We start from the raw sequence: 20,971 nt of genomic DNA, 5'->3' as shown, positions 1-20,971 counted from the left end.
GGACGATGGTGTCCCGACCTGCGCGTTTAACGGCAGTCCACACAATCCACAGCCCTTACTGTTACTGCTGTTTGATCTCTTCCTAGAAGAACTTCAAAGCAAAACAGCGGGGGACAGCTCCCGGGGATCGGTGCCCGAACCCCGAAGTGACGGGAAGGGCCAGGACGCTCTAACGTGGTTGCTCCGCACCTCGGGTCAGCCGAGGCGAGGCTCCCTAACCCCCACTGGCGTGTTGTCGTGGTTGGGCTTGTCGACTGTCGAGGAAAGGACGCCTCATGAAGATCCGCGTCGAACGCGACGGCCTCGCCGACGCTGTCGCCTGGGTCGCCCGCAGCCTTCCGTCCCGCCCGCCGGTCCCCGTGCTGGGCGGCGTGCTGCTCGACGCGGAGTCGGACGACTCGCTGACGGTCTCCGGATTCGACTACGAGGTCTCGGCCCAGGTCGGTGTTCCGGCGACGATCGCCGACGGTGGCCGTGCGCTGGTCTCCGGCCGGTTGCTCGCCGACATCACCAAGGCGCTCCCGAACCACCCGGTCGAGATCGCGGTCGACGGCGCTCGCATGATGATCAGCTGTGGCAGCGCGAGGTTCAGCCTCCCGACGATGCCGGTCGAGGACTACCCGGCGCTGCCGTCGATGCCGCAGCTCATCGGTGAGCTTCCCGGCGAGGTCTTCGGTGAGGCCGTCTCCCAGGTCGCCGTCGCGGCCGGCAAGGACGACACGCTCCCGATGCTGACCGGTGTGCGCGTCGAGATCGGCGAAGGCAAGCTGACCCTCGTCGCCACCGACCGGTTCCGGCTCGCGATGCGCGAGTTCCCGTGGGAGCCGGACGCCACCCTCGGCGAGGTCGCGGTGCTCGTCCCGGCCCGCACGCTCGGCGACGCGGCCAAGACGCTCGGCTCGTCCGGCGGCAAGGTCGAGATGTCGCTCGCGGCGAACGACGGTCTGCTGGGTCTGTCCGGTTCCGGCAAGCGCACCACGACCCGCCTGCTCGACGCGGACTTCCCGAAGTACCGCCAGCTGCTGCCGAGCGAGCACTCGGCTGCGGCGATCATCGACATCGACGCGCTGACGCAGGCGATCAAGCGCGTCTCGCTCGTCGCCGAGCGCGGCACGCAGGTGCGCCTCGAGTTCGTGGACGGCGGCCTGCGCCTGTCCGCCGGTGGCGACGACGAGGGTTCGGCCGAGGAAGAGCTGCCGGTCGAGTACACCGGCGACCCGGTGACGATCGCGTTCAACCCCGGGTACCTCCTCGACGGTCTCGGCGCGGTCCGCACTCCCCGTGTCCACTTGTCCTTCACCACACCCAGCCGACCGGCACTCCTCAAGCCGGTGGACGAGGATGGGAACGTGGCGCCGGGCTACCTGTACCTCCTGATGCCCGTTCGCCTGCCCGGCTAAAACTCTTACCGGGTAACGAGAAAACGTTTAGGGGAGAACACCGTGCAGCTCGGACTCGTCGGCCTCGGCAAGATGGGTTTCAACATGCGCGAGCGGGTGCGTCGAGCCGGTCACGAGGTGATCGGCTACGACCGCAACCCGGAGGTCAGCGACTCGGAGTCGTTGGCGGACATGGTTTCCAAGCTCGAGGCGCCGCGCGTGGTGTGGGTCATGGTGCCCGCGGGCGACATCACCCGTAACACGGTGAAGGAGCTGTCCGAGCTGCTGGAGCCCGGCGACCTGGTGATCGACGGCGGCAACTCCAAGTTCACCGACGACCGCATCCACGCGGACCTGTTGGCGGAGAAGGAGATCGGCTACCTCGACTGCGGCGTGTCCGGTGGCGTGTGGGGTCTCGACAACGGCTACGCGCTGATGGTCGGTGGCGACGCGACGCACGTCGAGCAGGCGATGCCGATCTTCGACGCGCTGCGTCCGGAGGGTCCGCGCGAGGAAGGCTTCGCGCACGCGGGCAAGGTCGGCGCCGGCCACTACTCGAAGATGGTGCACAACGGCATCGAGTACGGCCTGATGCAGGCGTACGCCGAGGGCTTCGAACTGCTCGACAAGACCGACGTCGTGGACAACGTGCCCGCAGTGATCTCGGCGTGGCAGCGCGGAACCGTTGTGCGGTCGTGGCTTCTCGACCTGTTGGTGCGCGCGCTCAAGTCGGACCCGGAGCTCGACGATCTTCGCGGTTACGTCGAGGACTCCGGTGAGGGCCGGTGGACCGTCGAGGAGGGCATCAACAACGCGGTGCCGCTCCCGGTGATCTCCGCCGCGCTGTTCGCCCGGTTCACCTCCCGCCAGGAGGACTCGCCGGCGATGCGTGCCGTTGCCGCGCTGCGCAACCAGTTCGGTGGCCACTCGGTGCACCTCGCAGGTCCGTCGTCCGGTTCGGGCAGCACCCAGGGCTAGCGGGTGCACGTCAGACATCTCCAGGTCAGCGACTTCCGGTCGTGGGAGCTCGCGGACCTGGCGTTCGAGCCCGGCGTCTCGGTGCTCGTCGGGCGCAACGGCCAGGGCAAGACGAACCTGGTCGAGGCGATCGGGTACGTGGCGACGCTGGGCTCGCACCGCGTCGCCACGGACGCACCGCTGATCCGGCACGGTGCTCAGCGCGCCGTCGTGCGGACGGCCGTGGTCAACGACGACCGCGAGCTGCTCGTCGAGCTCGAGATCACCGCGGGCAAGTCGAACCGGGCGCGGATCAACCGCGGTCCGGTCCCACGTCCGCGTGACGTGCTCGGGATTCTGCGCACTGTGTTGTTCGCACCGGAGGACCTCTCTCTTGTGCGAGGCGATCCGGGTGACCGGCGGCGGTTCCTCGACGAGATGCTGGTGTTGCGCGCGCCGCGGTTCGCCGGCGTTCGCAGCGACTACGACCGTGTCCTGAAGCAGCGCAGCGCGTTGTTGAAGACGGTGAAGCATTCACGATCGGCGGATCTGTCGACGCTCGACGTGTGGGACGGGCACCTCGCCAAGCACGGCGCGGAGCTGCTGGCCGCGCGGATGAAGCTGGTCCGCGACATGGCGGACCACGTGACCTCGGCGTACGCGGAGGTTGCTCCGGAGTCACGGCCGGCGCTCATCTCGTACCGGTCGAGCGTCGGTGAACTGCCGGAGGACAAGGAGAGCATCGAGGACCTGTTGCTCGCCGAGCTCGACAGGGTGCGGCGGCAGGAGATCGAACGCGGCGTGTGCCTCGTCGGCCCGCACCGCGACGACCTCGACCTCACGCTCGGCGAACTTCCCGCGAAGGGGTACGCCAGTCACGGAGAGTCATGGTCGTTCGCGCTCGCGCTGAGGCTCGGCGGGTACGAGTTGATGCGTGTCGACGGCATCGAACCGGTCCTCGTGCTGGACGATGTCTTCGCGGAGCTCGACCGCGGCCGGCGGCAGCAGCTGGCGAAGGTCGCGGCCGCCGCCGAGCAGGTGCTGATCACCGCGGCGGTGGCGGAGGACGTTCCCGAGGAGCTGAGCGGTGCCCGGTTCGAGGTGCACGGCGGGGAGGTACGACGTGTCTGACTCACAGGCTTCAGATCCCCAACATGTAGCTCGATCGGGTGTGTCCGCCCACACATCTGGGGACAAGTCTGTGGATGGTGTGGATAACTCCGTCACAAATCCGGACTTGTCCACAGGTTCATTCACACCTGAGGGTGAGCCACTGAAGGGTTCTGACCTCGCACGAGCCGCTCTCGAAGCCGCGAAGGCGAGCGCGAAGGCCCGCGGACGCACCCCCGGCAGCAAGTCGAAGGGCCGTCCGGTCAACCGCCGCCGGCGCCGCTGGTCGGGTCCGGGCCCCGACGACCGCGACCCCCAGACGATCGGGCGGATCGCGTCGCGGATCGCCGCCGACCGGGGCTGGGTCGAGCAACTTCAGGGTGGCCAGGTCTTCGGCCGATGGGCAAAATTAGTGGGAGAGGACGTCGCCGAGCACGCGAAACCGATCGCGCTCAGTGACGGGGAACTGACGGTCCAGGCGTCGTCGACGGCGTGGGCCACTCAGCTGCGCCTGCTGCAGCGCGACCTGCTCAAGCGGATCGCCGCAGGGGTGGGTCACGGCGTCGTCAAACGGCTCAAGATCAAGGGTCCGGACGCTCCGAACTGGCGACACGGCCCCAGGCACGTTCCTGGGCGCGGTCCGCGTGACACCTACGGGTGAGGTCCTGTCAAGGCCTCAGCGGCGATTCTGCGGCTCAATGAGCGTTCACCTGCGGATTTGAACCCCCGTTTCAGCCGTCCGCACCCATCTGGGGCGAGTTGAGGGCGTCTGTGACCGAATCAAAGGTGTCCTTGGCCCCGTTCTGTCGGGGTGCCCCGGTAGAATCACGGGGAGCGTCACCCATCATCGTGCGGGTTCTGCCCGCATCAGCGAGGAGACTCCAGGCCCGTGTCAGCTAAGAAGAATGAGTACGGCGCGTCCTCGATCACCGTCCTCGAAGGCCTCGAGGCAGTGCGCAAGAGGCCGGGCATGTACATCGGCTCGACCGGCGAGCGCGGTCTGCACCACCTGGTCCAGGAGGTCGTGGACAACTCGGTCGACGAAGCGATGGCCGGTTACGCGACGACAGTCGACGTCACCCTGCTGGCCAACGGCGGCGTCCGGGTGATCGACGACGGTCGTGGTATCCCGACCGACATCCACCCGGTCGAGGGCATCCCGACCGTCGAGGTCGTCATGACCAAGCTGCACGCGGGCGGCAAGTTCGACAGCGACTCGTACGCGGTGTCCGGCGGTCTGCACGGCGTCGGCATCTCGGTGGTCAACGCGCTGTCCACGGCTGTCGACCTGGAGATCAGGCACAAGGGTTTCACCTGGACCCAGCGCTACGAGAACGCCAAGCCGACGCCGCTCGAGAAGGGCGCGCCGACGACCGAGACGGGCACCTCGGTCACGTTCTGGGCCGACCCCGAGATCTTCGAGACCACCGAGTACAACGTCGAGACGATCGCGCGCCGCCTGCAGGAGATGGCGTTCCTCAACAAGGGGATCACGATCATCCTGCGTGACGAGCGGGTCTCGGACGAGGACGAGGAAGCCGACGCCGAGGGCCACAAGGCCGCCGTGAAGGAGCGCGTCTTCCACTACCCCGGTGGTCTGGAGGACTTCGTCCGCCACATCAACCACACGCGCGAGGCCGTGCACCAGAAGGTGATCGGCTTCGAGGCGCAGGGCGAGGACCTCCAGGTCGAGGTCGCGATGCAGTGGAACACCGGCTACACGGCCTCGGTCTACACCTTCGCGAACACGATCAACACGCACGAGGGCGGCACGCACGAGGAGGGCTTCCGCGCCGCGCTGACGCGAGTCGTCAACGAGTACGCGCGCGAGAAGAAGCTCCTCAAGGAGAAGGACGCGAACCTCACCGGTGACGACATCCGCGAGGGTCTCGCGGCGATCATCTCGGTGAAGCTCAAGGAGCCCCAGTTCGAGGGCCAGACGAAGACCAAGCTGGGCAACAGCGAGGCGAAGTCGTTCGTGCAGAAGTCGACGAACGAGCACCTGGCCGACTGGTTCGAGCGTCACCCCAACGAGGCCAAGGCCATCGTCACCAAGTCGGTGTCGTCGGCGCAGGCCCGCATCGCCGCGCGCAAGGCCCGCGAGCTGGTGCGCCGCAAGGGCGCGCTCGACATCGGCGGCCTGCCCGGCAAGCTCAAGGACTGCCGTTCGACCGAGCCGGAGCGCTGCGAGCTCTACATCGTCGAGGGTGACTCCGCCGGCGGGTCAGCCAAGGAGGGGCGGGACTCGATGTACCAGGCGATCCTGCCGATCCGCGGCAAGATCATCAACGTCGAGAAGGCCCGCATCGACCGTGTTCTGAAGAACACCGAGGTCCAGTCGCTGATCACGGCGCTCGGCACCGGCATCCACGACGAGTTCGACCTGTCGAAGCTGCGCTACCACAAGATCGTGCTGATGGCCGACGCCGACGTCGACGGCCAGCACATCCGCACGCTGCTGCTCACGCTGCTGTTCCGCTTCATGCAGCCGCTCATCGAGCACAACCACGTCTACCTCGCGCAGCCGCCGCTCTACAAGATCAAGTGGCAGCGGGCAGAGCCCGAGTACGCCTACTCCGACCGCGAGCGCGACGCCGTGATCAAGGACGGCCTCGCGTCCGGCAAGAGGCTCGGCAAGGAAGACAACATCCAGCGGTACAAGGGTCTCGGCGAGATGAACGCCGAGGAGCTGTGGGAGACCACGATGGACCCGGCCAACCGGATCCTGCGCCAGGTCACCATGGACGACGCAGCCACCGCCGACGAGCTGTTCAGCGTGCTCATGGGCGAGGACGTCGAGGCACGCCGTTCGTTCATCACCCGCAACGCCAAGAGCATCAAGTTCCTGGACATCTGAGTCCGGTCTTGGCTTCTAGGCACCCTGGCGTTTCTGGCGAGAAGGAAAGAGAACAGTGACCGAGACGACTCTGCCGCCGGAGCACGACCGCATCGAGCCGGTCGAGATCCAGCAGGAGATGCAGAACTCGTACATCAACTACGCGATGTCCGTCATCGTGGGTCGCGCGCTGCCGGACGTGCGCGACGGGTTGAAGCCCGTGCACGTGCGGGTGCTGTACTCGATGTTCGACTCCGGTTTCCGTCCCGACCGCGGCTACAACAAGTGCGCTCGTGTCGTCGGCGACGTGATGGGCAACTACCACCCGCACGGTGACTCGGCGATCTACGACGCGTTGGTGCGTCTCGCCCAGCCGTGGGCGCTGCGCTACCCGTTGATCGACGGCCAGGGCAACTTCGGCTCGCCGGGCAACGACCCCGCCGCCGCCATGCGGTACACGGAGTGCCGGCTCTCCCCGCTGGCCATGCACATGCTGGCCGACATCGAGGAAGAGACCGTCGACTTCCGCGACAACTACGACGGCCGCATCCAGGAACCGGTCGTCCTCCCGTCGCGCATCCCGAACCTCCTGATCAACGGCAGCTCGGGCATCGCGGTCGGCATGGCGACCAACATCCCGCCGCACAACCTGCGCGAGGTCGCGGACGCGGTGGTGTGGGCGCTGGACAACCACGAGGCCTCCGACGAGGAGACCCTCGAGGCCACGATCGCGCGGATCAAGGGGCCGGACTTCCCGACGTACGGCCAGATCCTCGGCACCTCCGGCATCGAGGACGCGTACCGCACCGGCCGCGGCTCGGTCCGCATGCGCGCCGTCGTCGAGGTGGACGAGGACGCCAAGGGCCGCACGATCCTGGTCGTCACCGAACTGCCGTACCAGGTCAACCCGGACAACCTGGTCGAGAACATCGCCGCGCTGGTCCGCGACGCCAAGCTCACCGGCATCGCGAACATCGCGGACGAGTCGAACCGCCGCATCGGCATGCGCATCGTGATCACGCTCAAGCGCGACGCGGTGGCGAAGGTCGTGCTGAACAACCTCTACAAGCACACCCAGCTGCAGTACTCGTTCGGCGTCAACATGCTGGCGCTGGTCGACGGCGTGCCGCGCACGTTGCGGATCGACCAGATGATCCGCCACTACGTGAAGCACCAGATCGAGGTCATCCAGCGGCGCACCAGGTTCCGCCTGCGCAAGGCCGAAGAGCGCGCGCACATCTTGCGCGGCTTGGTGAAGGCGCTCGACCAGCTCGACGCCGTGATCGCGTTGATCCGCCGGTCCGAGACGCCGGACATCGCGCGCACGGGCCTGATGGAGCTCCTCGACGTCGACGAGGTCCAGGCCAACGCGATCCTGGAGATGCAGCTCCGCCGCCTGGCCGCCCTGGAGCGCCAGAAGATCATCGACCAGCTGGCCGAGATCGAGCTGGAGATCGCGGACCTCAAGGACATCCTCGAAAAGCCGGAGCGGCAGCGCGCCATCGTGCGCGAGGAGCTCCTGGCGATCGTGGAGAAGCACGGCGACGACCGCCGCACGAAGATCATCCCGTTCGACGGCGACGTGTCCATGGAGGACCTGATCGCGGTCGAGGACGTGGTCGTCACGATCACGCGCACCGGCTACGCCAAGCGCACCAAGACCGACCTCTACCGGGCGCAGAAGCGCGGCGGCAAGGGCGTCCAGGGCGCACAGCTCAAGCAGGACGACATCGTCGCGCACTTCTTCGTGTGTTCGACGCACGACTGGATCCTGTTCTTCACGAACAAGGGCCGCGTGTACCGCACGAAGGCGTACGAGCTGCCGGAAGCCAACCGGAATGCACGCGGTCAGCACGTCGCGAACCTCCTCGCGTTCCAGCCGGACGAGGAGATCGCGCAGGTCATCCAGATCAAGAACTACGAGGTGTCGCCGTACCTCGTGCTCGCCACCCGCAAGGGTCTGGTGAAGAAGTCGAAGCTTTCCGACTTCGATTCCAACCGATCAGGTGGTCTTATCGGCATCAACCTGCGCGAGGACGACGAGCTGGTCGGAGCCGTGCTCTGCTCGGCGGACGACGACCTGCTGATGGTGTCCGCGGACGGCCAGTCGATCCGCTTCCACGCGACCGACGACGTGCTGCGCCCGATGGGTCGAGCCACGTCAGGCGTGCAGGGCATGCGGTTCAACGCCGACGACGAGCTGCTCTCGGTGGGCGTCGTCCAAGAAGGACTCTTCGTTTTGGTCGCAACCGACGGTGGGTACTCGAAGCGAACGCCGATCGAGGACTACCCGGTCCAAGGTCGGGGCGGCAAGGGTGTGCTGACCATTCAGCACGACCGCCGACGTGGCAGGCTGGTGGGCGCGCTCATCGTCGACGTCGACGACGAGCTCTACGCCATCACCTCGAGCGGCGGGGTCATCAGGACCCGAGCCGAGCAGGTGCGCAAGGCTGGACGGCAGACGAAGGGCGTGCGGCTGATGAACCTCGGCGAAAGCACCACTTTGATCGCCGTCGCACGCAACGCGGACGAGCCCAGCGACGTCACTAACGGTGAGACGTCTGCCGCGGAGGACTCTGCCGCCGACCAGGCAGTCACCCCCACCGACTCGGCTGAGTAGTCGGAACTTGCTAGCGAGAGGCTAAGGACAGCTCGTGACTCCACCCGAGAACCGCGAAGGTCGGGACGCGGACAAGACCGCGGTGATCACCAAGCCGGCTTCGCAGACCGACGCGAAGAAGGCGGACTCGGCCGCGCCGGCGGCCTCCGGTTCCTCGGGTGGGAACGCGCAGGACAAGACGAAGCCGGTGTCGGCGGAGAAGGCGGCAGAGGTCGCCGCGCCCGCTGAAAAGCCTGCTCCGACGCCTGCCGAGGAGAAAACCGTCTCGGTGGAGACGCCTGCTTCCGCGCCTGCTCCGACGCCTGCCGCTGAGCCGGTCGCGCCTGTCGCCGAGGAGCCGGTCGTCGCCTCCGCGCCGCCGCCCTGGCAGCGCGTGACGAACGACACGGAAGCCACCCAGCAGGACTCGACCCAGGCGTACGTGGCTCCGGCCGCGCCGCCCGTTCCGTCCTCCGAGCCGGCGTTCCCGTCGACCGACCCGGACACCGTCAAGGTGCAGAAGCCCGTGGTCACGGGCTCGGCCGTGCCGGCGGGCCTGGGCAGCAGCCGCACGTCGGTGAACCTCGGCAACGGGGGAGCCCGTCCCGCCGCGGCCACCCCGTCGGCCCGCCGCCCCGGTCGCGGCCCGCGCCGCGCCTCCCTCCAGGTGAAGCGCGTCGACCCGTGGTCGGTGCTCAAGCTCGCCCTGGTGCTCGGCGTCGCGCTGTTCTTCGTCTGGCTGGTGGCGGTCGGTGTGCTCTACGGCGTGCTGCACGGCATGGGCGTGTGGGACAAGATCAACAGCACCGCGAACGACCTGCTCCAGGCCAACGAGCCGGGCGAGCCGCTGATCAGTGCCGGCCGCGTGTTCGGCGTCTCGGCGATCATCGGCGCGGTCAACATCGTGCTCTTCACCGCCCTCGCGACCGTCGGCGCGTTCGTCTACAACGTGTCCGCGGACTTGGCCGGTGGCTTGGAGTTGACGCTCTCCGAGCGGGAGTGACCCCCTGATTTGGGGCAGCGAAGGACGATCCTGTAAGGTCTTCCTCGTTGCCCCAAGGGGTGATGATCGAGGGCCTATAGCTCAGGCGGTTAGAGCGCTTCACTGATAATGAAGAGGTCGGAGGTTCAAGTCCTCCTAGGCCCACTCGATTTACTTTCGAATCATCATCGTTCTGTCTGGGATGCATCCCAGAGCCCCGGCCCAAGTCTCGCAAAGCCTGTAGGCTGGTGCGGTAGGTCGGGGCATTAACAGTCTTGGAGGGGTTTCCAGTGGCTAAGAAGATCATCGCACTCGTCGTGGTTGCCGGTGCGGTCCTGTTCTTCGTGAAGCGCAACCGTTCGGCGAAGGCCGACGCGGACCTCTGGCGCGAGGCCACCGCCCCCACTGACTGATCTCGCGGGCGGCTTGCCGCCCCGGATCTTCGGGGACGTAGCTCAATTGGCAGAGCACCGCCTTTGCAAGGCGGGGGTTAGGGGTTCGATTCCCCTCGTCTCCATTCGTCCCTCGGACCGAGGAGTGTCTGCAGAAAGCGCAGACCTCCTCGGTCCGAAGTGTTTTCTGGGGGCCGAGCCCCCAGACCCCAGCCGGGGGCGAGCCCCCGGACCCCCGGACCCCCGGACCGCCTCGCCCTTCGGCTTCGGCAGGCCTCATCTGAGCTTGAACGCTCTTGAGCGCTGCTGGACGCTCGTGAATCCTCTGGGATGCTCACCGCCACCGCTCACCGCCACCGCTGCCGCTGCCTGCCGCGGCGATGAAGCTGTAGCTGAAGGTGAAGCCCTGTTCGCTGGGTTGCGAACAGGGCTTCTGGGTGTGGCTGGTCAGGCGTTGGCCAAGGATTTTTTGGACGACTCGCGGAGCTTGTCGATGCTCCAGGCGCCGGCGCCTGTGAACACGAGGAGCAGGAACGCCCAGGAGTAGACGGCCGCCAGCTCGCCGCCGTTCTGGATCGGCAGCAGGCCGCGCGGCTGGTGCACCACGAAGTAGGCGTAGGCCATGGCGCCGGAACTGATCAGCGCCGCCCAGCGTGTCCACAACCCGATCACGATCAGGGCACCGCCGATCAGCTCGATGAGGCTGGCGGGGCCTGACGGCCAGGAGAGCAGCGACGCACCCTTGAGGAGCTTCTGCACGCCGTGGATCAGGAAGAAGACGCCGATCACAATCCGGAACAGGGCCAAAGCCTGGTCTCGTCGTTGCTCAAGAAACTGCATGGCGAGTGGTCCTTCCGGGCAGGGATGAAGAAGTTGATCAATCACCTAGTCTGCCGCTCAAGGCACTTTCGCGGTCTGGTTGACTGTTGCTCCTATGAAACGAGCACTGTTGCTGCCCCTGCTCGGCGTCCTCGCCGCGTGCGGCCCTGATGTCGCCCAGAACGTGCCGGTTCCGACGACTCAGACCCAGCAGGTCACGACCACTACCAGCGCGGCTCCGACAGTGCCGCCCGCGCCGCAGCCCGAGAAGGACGGCGCCTGCCCGTACCTCGCGACGAGCTTCGTTGCCGAGGCGAACGGGCAGCGCGTACCGAAAGTGAAACTGTCAACGGACGCGCCTCATCCAGCGTGCTTCTTCTACGCCAATGCGACGGAAGTCCAGTTGACCGTTCGGGTGTACGTCGGTGACGCGCGTATCGCCAAGACGATCGTGAACGAGGCCGCGCCGGACGGTTCACAGCCCGCGACCTCACCCGCCGGGTGGACCGGAGGCTACGTCAGCAACGACACCGGTGTCGTCTACGCCGTCTCGAAAGGTGGCGCCGCGGTGGTCGTGACGAGCAACCAGAAGCAGTCGATCAAGGCTCGTCGCATCGCCGAGACCGCGATCACCAACCTCAAGATCTGAAATTTGGTCACCCTTTGTGGTGATCAATGCGTTTTCGGTAACGCGTTGGGCCGTTCGGTGTACATACTGTAGATCAACAACTGATCTGCAGTGAGGGTTTGGTGCACGCCGAAGACCGGCAACTGGAGAAGGACAGCCGCCTACCGCGGCTCCTTCGCCGTGCGCTGCTGGTCGTCGGAGGCGCCATCGCCGCAGCGGTGATCACGTCCGCGCCCGCGTGGGCCGACGTGGTCGAGGACGGCGTGACCGTCACCGCCACGACAACCTCCGCTGTGGTCAGTTCGGTCACCGACGCGACGAAGGCCGACGAACTGCCGAGCCGTGTGCTCGACGCGGGACGTGGCCTCGTGCCGGCTCCTGTCGTGCCGATCTCGCTGGACACCGGCCTCGCGCTGCTCCACGAGTTCGCCACCGAACTGCCGCTCGCGTCGCCGGCCGCTCTTCGGCAGGGCGACGTCGTCGCACCCGCTTCTTCCCGTCTGGGCCTCGTCGAGGACCACTCGGGATCACCGGCGTCGAGCACGCCGGTGGCCCGGTTCAGCACCGAACCGGTTCCTCCCTCCGCCACTTCCGACGTCATCGTGTCGGAGGTGGCTTCGACGCTGCCGTCGTCGAACGTCACCAGCAGGCAGCAGAACGACACTTCGCCTGTCGTTCCTCGCCGGGGTGAGCTCAACGGCACTTGCCACGCCATGCGCACGACCGAACCCGGTCAGCTGGTGTGCCGGACCTGGACGTCTGTCGTCCGCGTCATGTCGGTGCGGGTCGGGAAACAGCCCGGCCGCACCCCCGACTGATCCGAGCGCGCGGTTCGCGGAAGCCTGCTGAGGCTTCGCCGCCCCCTCGGTCAGCGTTGTGCCCAGCGCCGTCGAACCGCGCATTTGCGAACCCTCGCACCGAGAAATCCCCGAACAGGAGTAGCAATGCGCATCTGGGCCAAGCGCGGTATCCAAGCCGCACTGGTTACCGGAGGAATGATCGCCCTCGGTACCGGCGTCGCGAACGCCGCTGGCTGCGACGCGACCTGTCCGCCACAGCCGCACGGCACCGTCGACGGTTCGGCGCCGGCCGGCCTGCTGAGCGGGCCCGGCGTGGACGTTCCGATCCACGCGGCGAACAACAAGATCGGCACCCCGCTCGGTGAGATCGCGCCCCAGCCGATCCACAACGAGCAGATCAAGACCGGTCCGCTGGGCGAGCTGGTCCCGGCCGTCAACGTGCTCCCGCCCAGTCACCCGCTGAGTGGCACCACCATCCCCGTCGACGGCATGGTTCCGATCGACATCTCGGGCAACGCGATCGCCCTCCTCGGCGACGTCGAGACGACGAACGAGTCCGAGTACTGGTACCACCGCCCGAACGCCGTGACCACCAACGGCGACAACGGCACCCTGACCGGCATCATCGCCGGCATCACCGGGTACGTGCCCACCCAGATCACCGGCAACGCCATCGGCGTCGGCGCCTCCGCGAAGACGCAGAACAGCGCGCTCATGGTGGTTCACGGCGGCGGCGACTGGGAGACCAGCGGACGCAAGGGCACGGCGAACGGCATCATCGCCGCGATCCGCCAGTCCCTGCCGGTCGGCTTCAACAACAACGCCATCGCAGGCCTCGGCATCGCCGAGACCGACGGCTGCAGCACCGACATCGGCCGCATCGACGGTGGCCTCAAGTCCGACGGCACGGAGAGCGTCGCCGGCGGCAGCATCGTCGACTTCTCGCACGGCCACCCGGTCGGCCTGAACACCGGTGCCTACAGCGCCGCGGGCAACGCGACGTCGCACTCGCACGACACCGGCATCGCCGAGGTCGGCACCCCGCTGCCCTCCCGCACCGGTGGCGAGTACGTCCTCACCGAAGGCCGCCGCGGCGTGCTGTCCGGCCTGGTCGCGCAGCCGACGCTGGCCATGCCCTGCGAGCTGTGCGGTGACGCCGTCACCGTCGGCGGCAACGCGGACGCGAGCGGTTCGAAGACCAAGCTGTCGACCGCGAGCCCCGGCCCGATCAAGACCGGTGGCGCCGAGAGCGCCGGCTCCGGCCAGGTCGTGCAGGTGCCTGTCACGCTGCCGCACGGTCTGTCCAGCACCTCCGCAGCCGGCCTCGGCAACGCGTCTGCCCAGTACGACGAGACCAACACGATGATCTCGGGCGGCCCCGTCCAGACCACCGGTGAGGACAGCACGCTCGGCGGCAACATCGTGTCCGCTCCGGTCGCGCTGCTCGCCGAGGCGTTCTCGAACGCGTTCTCGGTGGGCGGCCAGGCGTACTCGAACGCCTCCAGCGAGCAGCACATCACCGCCGGTGGACCGCTGGAGACCAAGGGCACGGGCTCGGTACTGGGCGGCAACATCGCCCAGGCGCCGGTCATCGCGGCCGCGAACGCCGTCGGCCAGGCCTACACCGTGGGCGGCATGGCGACCGCCAAGGCCCCGACCTCGATCAAGTACGTCACGGTCGGTGGAGACACCGTCGCCGGAACGCCGGACGGCACGCCCGAGGGCAGCACCGCCGCGAGCAACATCGTCAACGCGCCGGTCGTCGCGTCGTTCCTGATGGCCGACAACGCTCTGTCCGGCCTTGGTCTCGCCGAGGCCGAGGGCACCCAGCTCGCGAACTTCGTCGCCGGTGGCGACGCCGTCTCCAACGGCAACCGCGGCTCGCTCTCCGGCAACCTCGTCGAGGGCGCCGTGACCCAGCCCCTGGTGAACCCGGCGGGTGTCGCCGGCACCGTCGGCGGTCACGCGTACACCGAGCACGAGGGCGTCGTGAACCACGTCGCCGGTGGTGAGCAGACCACCGACGGCACGGACGGGTCGCTCTCCGGCAACATCGTCCCGGTCGCCTGGGCCGGTGTGGCCGAGGTCTTCGGTGTGGCTGCGGCCGCGCCCGGCATCGCCGAGTCGCATGCGGCCGTCGACACCTTCTCCGGTGCCGGTGGTGCGCGCGAGACCCACGGCGACGGTGGTTCGGTCGCCGGCAACATCGTCCGCGCCGACGCCGCGCCGGTCGTGCAGGTCGTGTCCCTCGCGGGCACGCTGGGCGGCCAGGCGCTGGTGTGCGCTCACGACAAGACCGTCGCGATGGCGGGCGGCGACGACACCACGACCTCCGAGGGCGGTTCGGTCGCGGGCAACAGCATCGGCGCCCACGTGCCGGCCATCGTCAAGACCGTCAGCGTCGCGGTCGCGGCTGCGGGCAACGCCACCGCCACCGCCGAGACGTTCACCGCCGCGGTCGCCAGTGGTGAGCACTCCACGGCTCCCGCGGGCAGCGGCCTGTCGGGCCAGATCATGGACGTCCCGCTCGCGGGCAACGTGCTGATCTACGACCTGCCGGTCGAGCTGCTGGGCCAGGCGGTCACCGACGTGACCTACCTGGACCCGAGCGAGGGCGAAGAGGCACAGGCCCGCGCGCTGCCGCTGGACCTGTCGTTCGCGGACGGCCTGATGGGCGCCACCGAGGTGCCGACGTTCAACCTGTTCAACAACCTCGGTTCGATGACCGGCCAGCTGCTGTTGGCGGTCTGACCGGTTAGCCAACCGAACTCACGCGAACGGGTGGTCTTCCAGACGGAAGACCACCCGTTCTGCTGTTCCGCGTCCTACTTGACGGGTTCCTTCTGGGTCGGCACCTGTCCGTTGAGGACGGGCTCCGGCAGCGGGGCCTGCTCCTCGTCGTCCTGCAGGTGGACCTCTTCCGGCCTGCGCGTCAACGCGATGTAGCCGGCTACCGCAGCGGCGATCAGAAGACCCATCACCCACGGCCAGCGGCGACGCTTCGGGGCATCGGCGCCGATCTTGGCCGCTGCCTTGCGAATTTCCTTGGCGCGCACCTTGGCGTCCTTGCGGGCGTGCTTGGCCGCCTTCTTGACTTCCTTGCGCACTTCTTCGGCCTTGCTCATGAGGTCGGCGCGCGTCTTCGCGCTCTTCTTGGCGAGGCGCTTGCGGGAGCGGCGCGTCTGCTTCTCCCAGTCCTCCGCCTTGCCCATGAGCTGGTCGGCTCGCTCGACGAGCGCGCCGCGCACCTGGTCAGCCGTGATGCCACGCTCCGCAAACTTCACCTCAGCGGCGTGACCAGCGCGAACGACACCCTGACGCGCGGCCTTCAGACCGGTGCCGACAGCCTTGCCAACGTTCTCGCCGGCACGGGTCATGACGTCCACCTCGTCCATTCTGTGCTCCACACGTTGTCGTCCGGTGATGTCATGCAGATACCCCATGGTGCCCCTTCCTGAACATCAGCGCCCGTGGATGGCACGATGGGGTGGTGGCTGACAGCAACGAATCCTTCGTCGGGACCAAGGTGACGGCGACCCTGCACACCACGCAGGGCGACATCCGTCTCAACCTGTTCCCCGACCACGCCCCCAAGACGGTGGCGAACTTCGTCGGGCTCGCCGAGGGCACCAAGGACTACACCGAGGCGAACGCGAGCGGCACGAAATCGGGCCCGTTCTACGACGGGACCCTGTTCCACCGCGTCATCGCCGGCTTCATGCTCCAGACCGGTGACCCGACCGGCACCGGGCGCGGCGGCCCCGGCTACCGCTTCGCGGACGAGTTCCACTCGGAACTGCAGTTCAACAAGCCCTACCTGCTCGCGATGGCGAACGCCGGGCCCAACACCAACGGTTCGCAGTTCTTCATCACCGTGGCGCCGACGACGTGGCTGAACTTCAAGCACACGATCTTCGGCGAGGTCTCCGACCAGGAGTCGCGTGATGTCGTCGACGCGATCGGCAACACCACGACCGGCGCCGGCGACCGCCCCGTCAACGACATCAAGATCGAGCGGATCACGATCGAACGCGCGTGAGCGACGCACTCGTGCCACCGGAAGGGCCGATCGGAGCGGAGCCGGAAACCCCGGTCTGCGCACGTCATTCCGATCGGCCCACCCGGCTGCGCTGCACCAGGTGCGACCGTCCGGCCTGTCCGGACTGTCTGCGCGACGCCGCGGTCGGCATGCAGTGCGTCGACTGCGTGAACGAGGGCAAGCGCTCGGTGCGCAGTGCCCGCACGCTCGTGGGTGCCGAGGTGACGGACCGCGTGATCATCACGCCGGTGCTGATCGCGCTCAACGTGCTCGCGTACGTGGTCACGGTCTTCCAGTCCGGCAGCCCGATGAACAACGACAGGTCGCCGCTCTTCCTGTTGACGTCGATGATCCCCGGCCCCACCGCGAACGGTGAGTGGTGGCGGATCCTCACGTCGGGCTTCATGCACTTCGGGCTGATTCACCTGGCACTCAACATGGCGGTGCTCTACGTCGTCGGCCAGCACGTCGAGAGGGAGCTCGGCAGGCTGAGGTTCTGCGCCGTGTACTTCCTGTCGCTGTTCGGCGGCAGCGCGGCGGCGTTCTACTTCGGCACCGTCTGCCAGCAGCTCGCCGGTGCGTCCGGTGCCGTGTTCGGCCTGATGGGCGCGTTGCTCATCCTGTGGAAGCGGCAGCGGCGGGACATTTCGACGATCGTCGTGGTCGTGGGCATCAACCTGGTGTCGAACCTCTTCACCAACGCCTCACTGCTCGGGCACCTCGGCGGGTTCGTCATCGGCGGCCTGCTGACGCTCGCGATGGTCAGGGCGCCGCGGCAGAACCGCAACCTGTACCAAATCGCGGCTGTCGTGGCGGCGGTGGTGTTGCTCGGCGGCATGTTCGTGTTGCGCGCCTCCGAGCTCGACACGGCGGCCGAATACGCCATCGAGTACGCCAGGACGTGCCGCTGACCTGATTACGGGCGCAGCGCGTGCAGGACGCCCGCGACTTCTTCCGGATCGGCGCCGAGGTCCAGTTTCGTGAGCACCACGAGACGGTCGTCGGCGTCGAGTTCCAATGTCTGCTGTTCCCTGCCGAGCCGGCGGGTGGTCTGCAGCTTGACCTTCACCTCGTGCCACGGCAGGTGGGTGGTGCTCGCGAACCCGCGCACAGCGAGCCCGTTCGCGTCGGCCGACAGGCGCGGCCGCGCGATCGTCGCGAACGCCGCGAGGTACGTGACCAGCAGCGTTGCCAGTCCGACGAGGAGACGGCCCGCGTTGTCGTCGGCGATGATCGCGGCGAAGGCGAGCAGGAGAGCGAGCACCCACGCGCCGGCGACGAGCGGGGCGGGAGTGGACCAGGTGCGAGTCACACCGTCGAGTGTCCCGCATGAAATGTGGACCGCTGAACGGCGCCGCGTGAGGGGAAACGGCCGCTTGTGCATTTTCTCGCAAAGTTGTCCACAGGACTTGTCCCCAATGGGGATGACTTACAGCCGTGTGCTTCGGTGACGCTCAGATGAACCAGGTGAACCCGGTGATAACAAAGGTCGGCCCGGACGTGTGACGTCCGGGCCGACCTCGACGAACAGTGATGAGCTGAGGGCTACGAGTGGCTAGCGCCAGCGCATCGTCATCAACAGACCGATGATCATCAGCGCGAAGCCGATGGCGAAGTTCCACGCGCCCAGCTCGAGCATGAACGGGATCTTCTCGGCCGCGATGTAGTTGACGACCAGCCACGCGAGGCCCAGCAGCATGAAGCCGAGCATGACAACGACGTAGACCGGGTGAGACGGTCCCGCTGCCTTGACCTTGACCGGCGTGCGGCGGTCAGTGGGTGCGGTGTAGACCGCCTTCTTCCGGACCTTGGACTTGGGCATGCTGTCCTCGCCTGACGTGGATATCCCTGAATGACGCAAGTTTACGTGCACTACTCGGGGAACACGTTAACGTAGCGAAGGTGGTCAGCGAACCACCTGGCAGACGCAGTTGTTTTCAGTTCACAGTCCGCGCGGAGGTTCTCAGGTGAACTCGGGTCCGCAGCAGCCGCCTCCACGGCGTCCTGCACCCCGTCGTGACGACCTGCAGCACGTGCGGGCCGCACCTTCACCGCGCCCGCTGCCCCCGCCCGACGCAACCCAGTTCACCAGCGCTTTCTCCGGAAGCCTGCCCCCGTCGGGCAGCCCGCCGCGTCACCAGCAGGTCCCGCCGCCGGGCACTCCTCCGCGCGGGATGCCGCAAGGACCGCCACCGGGAACGCCGCCGCGCGGCATGCCTCCCGGCCCGCCTGTCGGCCTGCCTCCCGGTCCACCCCCGGGGACGCCGCCGAGAGGAACTCCTCCGCAGGGAATGCCCGCGCAGGGAATGCCGCGTCCGCCTCGTCCCCGCCCGGTCGATCCGCCCACCGAGGTGATCCCGCGCGTCGAGGACGATTACGACGACGAGTACTACGACGATGACGAGTACTACGACGGGGAGGACGACAAGCCGGCCCCGCCGCCGGACAGCTTCGCGCGCAAGGCCGTGCGCGGCTTCGGCGAGGCTCTCATCACGATGGGCCTGGTCGTGCTGCTCTTCGTCGTCTACGAGGTCTACGTGACCGACCTGCTCTCCGCGGAGAAGCAGCAGGAGGCCACCGCCGCGCTCGACTCCGAATGGGGCTCGAACGTCGTCACGCCGCCCCCGTCCGACCCGAACCGCCAGACGAAGCTGAACCTCATCGAAGGCAAGGCCTTCGCGAAGATGTACATCCCGGTCTTCGGCAACGACTGGAAGTTCTCGGTGGTCGAGGGCACCACGGACAAGCACCTGGAGATCGGCCCCGGCCACTACAAGGACACCGCCCAGCCGGGCGAGCCGGGCAACTTCTCCATCGCAGGTCACCGCGTGGGCAAGGGCGCCCCGTTCAACGACCTCGACCTGCTCCAGTCCTGCAACGCCATCGTCGTGCAGACCCAGACCCAGTGGTTCGTCTACCGGGTGCTCCCCATGCGCAACGAGGTGGCGGGCTGGGCCTCGGACCCGAAGTCGAAGCAGCCGGCCTGCGCCGGAGTGGCACCGCTGTCCACGACCCTCGGCGACGCCTACGCCAAGACCGTGGGCCAGGAGATCGTGGCGCCGACCCAGGGCGAGGTCATCGCCCCGATCCCGCACCAGGTCAACGCCACGGTGCCGCCCGACAAGCAGGCCCGCCTGCTCACCCTGACGACCTGCCACCCGCGCTTCTCCGACAAGCAGCGCCTGATCGTGCACGCCATCGAGACCAAGAGCTACCCGGTGGCCGACGGCTTCGTGCCGCCAGAGATGACGGAGGGCTGATGTACGGCTGGATCTGGCGACACCTGCCGGGCCCGCTGTTCCTGCGGATCATCCAGGCCGTCGTGCTGGTCGCGGGCATCGTGGCGCTGCTGATGTTCGTGGTGTTCCCGTGGGCGGAGCCGAAGCTGCCGTTCAACAACGTCACCACCGAGTGAGCACACCGGTTCAGGGGGTCAGGGCAGCCACACCCTGAGCCGCTCATCCGCGATCCGCACGAACTCGCGGGCGTACTCGAGGACGTCCTCCGACACCTCGGCAGGGTCGTGCACAGCCACCGCCCGAAACGTGTCGAGGTCGTCCCCTCGCCAGAACCGCCCGAGCGGCCAGATGCAGCACGCCCAGTGCTCGGGCGCGAGCTCGCCGCTGATGACGTCCAGCGCCAGCTCACGGCACTCCACCAGCTCCACCTGCTCGCGGTTGAGCCGTGGAATGCCCAGCTCCGCCAGCACCCGGTCGGCGAGCAGCTCGGCGTCGTCCGCCAGCAGCCCTGCCGGCGACTCCCCGGCCAGCTCGACCACCGCCGGCGTCCCGATACCGGCGACCAGCAGGTCGCACGCCAGCCACACGGCCTGCGACGGCAGAAGCCGATCCGCGTTCAAGTGCAGCAGGCGGGAGCGCAGCTCGGGGTTCACGGTGTGACCGCTCCAGACTGTTCGTCGGCAAGCCGCAGGTATTCGCGCACGAAGCCGCGAAACGGCTCGGGGTCGGTGTCGTGGTTCGCCAGCGCCGCGAAGACCTCGTCGCCGTCGCCGGCCAGCTTCAGGGTGATGCGCCAGGTCTCGTCAGCCCACTCGGCGCTTGGTGCGCCATCGAGAATTCGCAGCGCTGCCTCGCGGCCGAGGAACCAGTCGGCCTCCTCGTAGGACAGCGGCGGGATGCCGAGTTCCTCGAGCACTCGCCGGAGAAGGTCTCGGGCTTCCCACTTGTCGAGCCGCGTCGGCGACTCGCCGGCCAGCTCGCAGAGCGCGGGGGTGTCGACGCCGTCGAGCAGGAGGTCGCACGCGAGCCACACCGCCCGGTCCGGCTCGATGTCGAGGGCGGCGAACTCCCGCGTTCAGGCGTTCCAGGCGGGAGCGAAGCGACGGGTCCACGGACCACGTGTCCGCACGAGAGCCACCGAAATAGGTGAAACCGCCATCGCGCCCACACGCGATGGCGGCTTCATCGGGG

The 20,971-nt window shown here is 67.7% G+C and carries 20 protein-coding genes, 2 tRNA genes and 1 pseudogene; 17 read left to right on the top strand and 6 right to left on the bottom strand.

What is annotated here, in order from left to right:
- The first annotated feature begins 275 nt into the window (after positions 1-275).
- The 10 genes and pseudogenes from dnaN (at position 276) to C8D87_RS09390 (ending at position 10,380) form a co-directional block, all read left to right on the top strand.
- A complete protein-coding gene (gene dnaN, locus C8D87_RS09430; protein WP_109630142.1) occupies positions 276-1,400 on the top strand; it encodes a DNA polymerase III subunit beta in 1,125 nt (374 codons plus the stop codon).
- A gap of 42 nt (positions 1,401-1,442) precedes the next feature.
- A complete protein-coding gene (gene gnd, locus C8D87_RS09425; protein WP_112226417.1) occupies positions 1,443-2,357 on the top strand; it encodes a phosphogluconate dehydrogenase (NAD(+)-dependent, decarboxylating) in 915 nt (304 codons plus the stop codon).
- Between the two features lie 3 nt (positions 2,358-2,360).
- The gene (recF, locus tag C8D87_RS09420) at positions 2,361-3,467 is read left to right on the top strand and encodes a DNA replication/repair protein RecF (RefSeq protein WP_109630150.1); all 1,107 of its coding nucleotides are present in this window, start codon (positions 2,361-2,363) and stop codon (positions 3,465-3,467) included.
- Between the two features lie 106 nt (positions 3,468-3,573).
- Positions 3,574-4,107, top strand: a complete 534-nt coding sequence (locus C8D87_RS09415) for a DciA family protein (RefSeq protein WP_109630154.1) — start codon at positions 3,574-3,576, stop codon at positions 4,105-4,107.
- A 228-nt stretch (positions 4,108-4,335) separates the two neighbouring features.
- Positions 4,336-6,303 (top strand): DNA topoisomerase (ATP-hydrolyzing) subunit B, encoded by a 1,968-nt coding sequence (gene gyrB / locus C8D87_RS09410; protein WP_109630158.1) that lies wholly within the window; start codon positions 4,336-4,338, stop codon positions 6,301-6,303.
- A gap of 55 nt (positions 6,304-6,358) precedes the next feature.
- Entirely contained in the window at positions 6,359-8,902 is a 2,544-nt protein-coding gene (gene gyrA, locus C8D87_RS09405) for a DNA gyrase subunit A (protein WP_109630162.1), read from the top strand.
- A 268-nt stretch (positions 8,903-9,170) separates the two neighbouring features.
- Positions 9,171-9,884, top strand: coding sequence for a DUF3566 domain-containing protein (locus C8D87_RS48850; RefSeq protein ID WP_411711368.1), 714 nt, complete (start codon positions 9,171-9,173; stop codon positions 9,882-9,884).
- Between the two features lie 70 nt (positions 9,885-9,954).
- Positions 9,955-10,028: transfer RNA gene (locus C8D87_RS09395), tRNA-Ile, on the top strand.
- Between the two features lie 125 nt (positions 10,029-10,153).
- Positions 10,154-10,273, top strand: a pseudogene (locus C8D87_RS46835) (DLW-39 family protein); the annotation flags it as partial.
- Between the two features lie 34 nt (positions 10,274-10,307).
- Positions 10,308-10,380 (top strand) — tRNA-Ala (locus C8D87_RS09390).
- A 322-nt stretch (positions 10,381-10,702) separates the two neighbouring features.
- Here the strand turns inward: C8D87_RS09390 and C8D87_RS09385 are convergent.
- Entirely contained in the window at positions 10,703-11,095 is a 393-nt protein-coding gene (locus C8D87_RS09385) for a DoxX family protein (protein WP_109630168.1), read from the bottom strand.
- A 94-nt stretch (positions 11,096-11,189) separates the two neighbouring features.
- Here C8D87_RS09385 and C8D87_RS09380 point away from each other — a divergent pair, with 94 nt between their 5' ends.
- The 3 genes from C8D87_RS09380 to C8D87_RS09370 all read left to right on the top strand — a co-directional run bounded on the left by C8D87_RS09380 (position 11,190) and on the right by C8D87_RS09370 (position 15,253).
- On the top strand, positions 11,190-11,723 hold the full coding sequence (locus tag C8D87_RS09380) for a DUF2020 domain-containing protein (RefSeq protein ID WP_112226415.1): 534 nt from the start codon (positions 11,190-11,192) through the stop codon (positions 11,721-11,723).
- Positions 11,724-11,824: 101 nt separating this feature from the next.
- Positions 11,825-12,520, top strand: coding sequence for a hypothetical protein (locus C8D87_RS09375; protein ID WP_112226414.1), 696 nt, complete (start codon positions 11,825-11,827; stop codon positions 12,518-12,520).
- Positions 12,521-12,646: 126 nt separating this feature from the next.
- The gene (locus tag C8D87_RS09370) at positions 12,647-15,253 is read left to right on the top strand and encodes a hypothetical protein (protein ID WP_146771668.1); all 2,607 of its coding nucleotides are present in this window, start codon (positions 12,647-12,649) and stop codon (positions 15,251-15,253) included.
- Positions 15,254-15,327: 74 nt separating this feature from the next.
- Here C8D87_RS09370 and C8D87_RS09365 read toward each other — a convergent pair whose 3' ends face one another.
- On the bottom strand, positions 15,328-15,897 hold the full coding sequence (locus tag C8D87_RS09365) for a hypothetical protein (protein WP_109630181.1): 570 nt from the start codon (positions 15,895-15,897) through the stop codon (positions 15,328-15,330).
- A 95-nt stretch (positions 15,898-15,992) separates the two neighbouring features.
- On the opposite strand from C8D87_RS09365, the gene C8D87_RS09360 reads away from it, so the two are divergent.
- Both C8D87_RS09360 and C8D87_RS09355 read left to right on the top strand, forming a co-directional pair.
- Positions 15,993-16,541, top strand: a complete 549-nt coding sequence (locus C8D87_RS09360) for a peptidylprolyl isomerase (RefSeq protein WP_109632974.1) — start codon at positions 15,993-15,995, stop codon at positions 16,539-16,541.
- On the top strand, positions 16,538-17,452 hold the full coding sequence (locus C8D87_RS09355) for a rhomboid family intramembrane serine protease (protein WP_233439125.1): 915 nt from the start codon (positions 16,538-16,540) through the stop codon (positions 17,450-17,452). The genes C8D87_RS09360 and C8D87_RS09355 overlap by 4 nt, the downstream gene beginning before the upstream one ends.
- Positions 17,453-17,457: 5 nt before the next feature.
- On the opposite strand, the gene C8D87_RS09350 is transcribed toward C8D87_RS09355, so the two are convergent.
- Complete coding sequence (locus C8D87_RS09350) at positions 17,458-17,853, bottom strand: PH domain-containing protein (RefSeq protein WP_233439126.1); 396 nt, start codon at positions 17,851-17,853, stop codon at positions 17,458-17,460.
- A 243-nt stretch (positions 17,854-18,096) separates the two neighbouring features.
- A complete protein-coding gene (gene crgA / locus C8D87_RS09345; RefSeq protein WP_030465604.1) occupies positions 18,097-18,363 on the bottom strand; it encodes a cell division protein CrgA in 267 nt (88 codons plus the stop codon).
- 469 nt (positions 18,364-18,832) lie between these two features.
- On the opposite strand from crgA, the gene C8D87_RS09340 reads away from it, so the two are divergent.
- Positions 18,833-19,801, top strand: a complete 969-nt coding sequence (locus C8D87_RS09340; RefSeq protein ID WP_233439127.1) for a class E sortase — start codon at positions 18,833-18,835, stop codon at positions 19,799-19,801.
- Entirely contained in the window at positions 19,801-19,956 is a 156-nt protein-coding gene (locus tag C8D87_RS45800) for a hypothetical protein (protein WP_170154703.1), read from the top strand. Before C8D87_RS09340 ends, C8D87_RS45800 begins: the two co-directional genes overlap by 1 nt.
- A gap of 18 nt (positions 19,957-19,974) precedes the next feature.
- Here C8D87_RS45800 and C8D87_RS09335 read toward each other — a convergent pair whose 3' ends face one another.
- A complete protein-coding gene (locus tag C8D87_RS09335) occupies positions 19,975-20,433 on the bottom strand; it encodes a hypothetical protein (RefSeq protein WP_112226412.1) in 459 nt (152 codons plus the stop codon).
- Entirely contained in the window at positions 20,430-20,813 is a 384-nt protein-coding gene (locus C8D87_RS09330) for a hypothetical protein (protein ID WP_112226411.1), read from the bottom strand. Before C8D87_RS09330 ends, C8D87_RS09335 begins: the two co-directional genes overlap by 4 nt.
- Positions 20,814-20,971 lie beyond the last annotated feature (158 nt).

Origin of the sequence: Lentzea atacamensis, from assembly GCF_003269295.1 — a bacterium.
Lineage (GTDB): Bacteria > Actinomycetota > Actinomycetes > Mycobacteriales > Pseudonocardiaceae > Lentzea > Lentzea atacamensis.
The sequence above is the reverse complement of the archived record's forward strand: the minus strand, read 5'-3'. Positions and strand labels throughout refer to the sequence as shown.

What these genes read in the sequence shown, in the direction of transcription:
- crgA (WP_030465604.1), bottom strand. Translation starts at nt 18,363, where the DNA reads ATGCCCAAGTCCAAGGTCCGGAAGAAGGCGGTCTACACCGCACCCACT.
- C8D87_RS09340 (WP_233439127.1), top strand. Translation starts at nt 18,833, where the DNA reads ATGCCCGCGCAGGGAATGCCGCGTCCGCCTCGTCCCCGCCCGGTCGAT.
- C8D87_RS09385 (WP_109630168.1), bottom strand. Translation starts at nt 11,095, where the DNA reads ATGCAGTTTCTTGAGCAACGACGAGACCAGGCTTTGGCCCTGTTCCGG.
- C8D87_RS09380 (WP_112226415.1), top strand. Translation starts at nt 11,190, where the DNA reads ATGAAACGAGCACTGTTGCTGCCCCTGCTCGGCGTCCTCGCCGCGTGC.
- dnaN (WP_109630142.1), top strand. Translation starts at nt 276, where the DNA reads ATGAAGATCCGCGTCGAACGCGACGGCCTCGCCGACGCTGTCGCCTGG.
- C8D87_RS09365 (WP_109630181.1), bottom strand. Translation starts at nt 15,897, where the DNA reads ATGGACGAGGTGGACGTCATGACCCGTGCCGGCGAGAACGTTGGCAAG.
- C8D87_RS09370 (WP_146771668.1), top strand. Translation starts at nt 12,647, where the DNA reads ATGCGCATCTGGGCCAAGCGCGGTATCCAAGCCGCACTGGTTACCGGA.
- C8D87_RS45800 (WP_170154703.1), top strand. Translation starts at nt 19,801, where the DNA reads ATGTACGGCTGGATCTGGCGACACCTGCCGGGCCCGCTGTTCCTGCGG.